This is a genomic window from Streptomyces sp. NPDC057623, assembly GCF_042800355.1.
Taxonomy (GTDB): Bacteria; Actinomycetota; Actinomycetes; order Streptomycetales; family Streptomycetaceae; genus Streptomyces.
Genome location: NZ_JBHVGZ010000004.1, coordinates 324,667 through 328,116, shown reverse-complemented (window position 1 = coordinate 328,116; position 3,450 = coordinate 324,667). Strand labels below are relative to the sequence as shown.

The window sequence follows — 3,450 nt, the reverse complement described above, 5'->3', positions numbered from 1 at the left end:
GTGTCCGCCCGCAGAGTCCGGTGTCAAGGCTCGGCACCTCCTGGCAATACGCCAGCCCACCGGACCGAGGACGGACACCCCCCGACGCGGCCCCGACCCACAACCTCACGCCCCCGCGCTCCACGAGCCCCCACCGAACCCGCACAGGCGCCGCAGGCATCTCACCGCGAACCGGCGAAATGCTCCCCCACCAGCACCCTCACCACATCCACATCCCCGGCGATCAACGCGTCCAGCAGCGCCGCGTGCTCCGCCGCGTCCGCGAGAAGGTCGGCGTGCCCGCGGCCCGACGGGCGGGCGGGGGCCTCCAGGGGCCACTGGGCCCGGCGGTGCAGGTCGTCGGCGATCTGGACGAGCTGTTCGTTACCGCAGAGGGCGAGCACCGCACGATGGAAGGTACGGTCCGCTTCCGCATAGGTCGCCCGGCAGCCGGTGGACGCCGCGCGCACCGTCGCCTCGGCCAACGGCCGTAGCTCCGCCCAGCGTTCGGCGGGAACCGTACGGGCCAGCCGCAGCATCACCGGGACCTCGATGAGCGCCCGGACCTCGGCGAGTTCGGCCAGCTCCCGCGCCCCGCGTTCGACCACGCGGAACCCCCGGTTGGGGACGACCTCGACGGCACCCTCCTGCGCGAGCTGTTGCATGGCCTCGCGGACCGGCGTCGCGGAGACGCCGAAGCGTTCGCCGAGCGCGGGCGCCGAGTAGACCACCCCGGGCGACAGCTCACCAGTGACCAGCGCGGTGCGCAGGGCGTCGAGGATCTGCCCCCGCACCGAGGCCCGCTGAACGACGGCACGCGGCCGCGGGATGGGCGGTTCGCTGTGGGTGTGCTCACCACGAGCGGTCGGCGCCGAGACGCCCCTGCCCCGTTCCACGTCCGCGGGCCGCCCCTGCGACGGCACCCGCCCCTCGCCGGGACCGACACCCACGCCCACACCCACGCCCGTTCCCGCGGAGCCCTGCGCGCCCTGCTTCACGGGTCCTCCTCCGGACGTGTCGGTACTTGGGGTCATTACGGCTGGTTGTTACTCGCCCGTCAAGCACCTTAGGCGCAGAACGCGACAGTTCAAATCGCAGCGATCTTGGGTAAGGTAAGCCTTACCTTTTAAGTCTCGCGGATCGGCGGTCCAGTATGCCTGTGCCCCCCTCGGCCCTAGCGGACGCGTACACCCGTCTCACCAAGGTCTTCCCGGGGCTCGACATCACCCAGCCGCCCGTCGGCACACCGCTCCCGCAGCGCGGCGGATGGATCACCGCGGCCGCGCTCGCCGAGGGCGGCACCGGCCTCGACACGTTTCTGGCCTGGGACGACGCACAGATACTGCGCGACTACGAACAGTCCGCGCGCACGGACGTCGTCGCCAGCTTCGGCCTGCACCGGTACGCCTGGCCCGCCTGCCTGCTGATCACCGTGCCCTGGTTCCTGCTCCGCCGCGTCCCCCGCTTCCCCGTGACGCATGTCTCCTACGACCGCACGGCCCCCGGCCTCCCCATAGGCCGTCTGGCGGCCCGCCCCGCCACGTTCGCCTGCCTGCCCGGCGACCCGGCCGCGACCCTGCCCGGCGCGCGGGTCGTTCCCGACGAGGAGGCGCTGCGCGCCGAGGTGCGGGCCGCCGTCGCGGAGCACCTCGAACCCGTCCTCGCGGGCTTCGGCCCGCGCATGCGGCGGCGCGGACGGGCGCTGTGGGGCATGGCGACCGACGAGGTCGTCGAGAGCCTGTGGTACGTCGCCCACCTGTTCGGCGACGGGGAGCAGAAGCGCGCGCAGCACGAGCTGGAGCTGCTGCTGCCGGGCGCGACGAAGCCGTACGTCGGTTCGGCCGCCTTCCGCGAACTCACCGGCCCGAACGGCGAGTCGCTGCCCACCCGGGACCGGGCGAGCTGCTGCATGTTCTACACGCTGCGCCCCGCGGACACCTGCCCCACCTGCCCGCGCACCTGCGACGCGGACCGGGTCACCAGGCTTCTGTCCGCCGCCGGTTGAGACACCCTCAGGCACGGCCGAAACCCGCTGTGCCGTAAGATCACCGGCGAGCAGGACACCCGTCACGGTTACAGGCGTTTCACAATTTCCTCACTCCGCGCAGGAACTTTCCGTGGAACCACCCGCACGGGTAGTGTTGTTCGAACTCAACTCCCGCCCCTCAAGCGGCAGTTCGAGCAGAACGCCGCCCTGGGCATTCCCTTGCACTTCCTTGGCGGCCTCTTGCCCCGAAACCCCCTGAGGGCCAGTGAGATTGGGCCACTATGGCGGGCGTTACGCCCTATCCCAATGCAAGGGACCCCAGATGAGATTGACCGACATATCGCTTAACTGGTTGCTTCCGGGCGCCGTCCTGCTCCTGGGCCTGCTGGTGGCGATAGCGGTGCTCCGGCGCGGGAAGGCCACCACGGGGAAGGACGCGGGCGCCGACGACTCGTGGGAGCGCAGCGAGGAGCGCCGCAGGCGCAAGGAGGCCATATACGGCACCGCCTCCTATGTGCTGCTGTTCTGCTGCGCGGCCGTGGCCGCGGCACTCTCCTTCCACGGTCTGGTCGGCTTCGGCGAACAGAACCTCGGCCTCCACAACGGCTGGCAGTACCTCGTCCCGTTCGGTCTGGACGGCGCAGCGATGTTCTGTTCCGTCCTCGCGGTGCGCGAGGCCAGCCATGGTGACGCGGCGCTCGGCTCCCGGATACTCGTGTGGACGTTCGCGGCGGCCGCGGCCTGGTTCAACTGGGTGCACGCGCCCAGGGGCATCGGCCACGACGGCGCCCCGCACTTCTTCGCCGGCATGTCCCTCTCCGCGGCGGTGCTGTTCGACCGGGCGCTGAAGCAGACCCGTCGCGCAGCCCTGCGTGAGCAGGGCCTGGTGCCGAGGCCCCTCCCGCAGATCCGCATCGTCCGCTGGCTGCGGGCCCCCCGTGAGACCTACCGGGCCTGGTCGCTGATGCTCCTGGAGGGCGTGCGCAGCCTGGACGAGGCGGTCGACGAGGTCCGCGAGGACCAGCGCAAGAAGGACGAGACCCGCCTGCGCCGCCGCGACCAGCAGCGCATGGAGCGTGCCCAGCTGAAGGCCATCAGCCGGGGCCACCGCGGCTTCATCGGCCGGGGCGGCGGACGGCAGGTGGAGCCGCAGGCCCTCGAGCGAGCCTCGGCCCAAGTCTCCGCGGAGCCTGCCATATCGGCGCCGGAGCAACTGCCCGTACGCTCACGTCCGTCCCTTCAGCCCGTCCGCCGGGGTTCTGACCCGATCTCCGTCGACCTCACCGCGGAGGACGACACAATGGCGCTGCCACGGCTCGACTCCCTGGAGCGCAAGCTCAAGGATCTTGAGCAGCAGTTCGGCTGAGAACGCCTCTCACTGACGGGAAGGGGGGGCAACCCAAATTTGGGGCTCCCGCCCTCTCATCGTTCTCTCGAGTCGCGCAAAGCGCTTTTCCCGGCGTCCTCTTCCCCCATTTACACCC

General features: G+C 71.1%; 3 protein-coding genes. 2 read left to right on the top strand and 1 reads right to left on the bottom strand.

Annotated features, from left to right (window positions below; genetic code table 11):
• Positions 1-161: 161 nt before the first annotated feature.
• Positions 162-977: a GntR family transcriptional regulator gene (locus ACFU95_RS07170; RefSeq protein WP_383822926.1), complete on the bottom strand. Its 816-nt coding sequence runs from the start codon at positions 975-977 to the stop codon at positions 162-164.
• A 155-nt stretch (positions 978-1,132) separates the two neighbouring features.
• Here ACFU95_RS07170 and ACFU95_RS07165 point away from each other — a divergent pair, with 155 nt between their 5' ends.
• The gene (locus ACFU95_RS07165; protein ID WP_383822923.1) at positions 1,133-1,984 is read left to right on the top strand and encodes a (2Fe-2S)-binding protein; all 852 of its coding nucleotides are present in this window, start codon (positions 1,133-1,135) and stop codon (positions 1,982-1,984) included.
• Positions 1,985-2,288: 304 nt separating this feature from the next.
• Positions 2,289-3,332 carry a DUF2637 domain-containing protein gene (locus tag ACFU95_RS07160; RefSeq protein ID WP_383822921.1) on the top strand — a complete coding sequence of 348 codons (1,044 nt, stop codon included), beginning with the start codon at positions 2,289-2,291 and terminating at the stop codon, positions 3,330-3,332.
• Positions 3,333-3,450 lie beyond the last annotated feature (118 nt).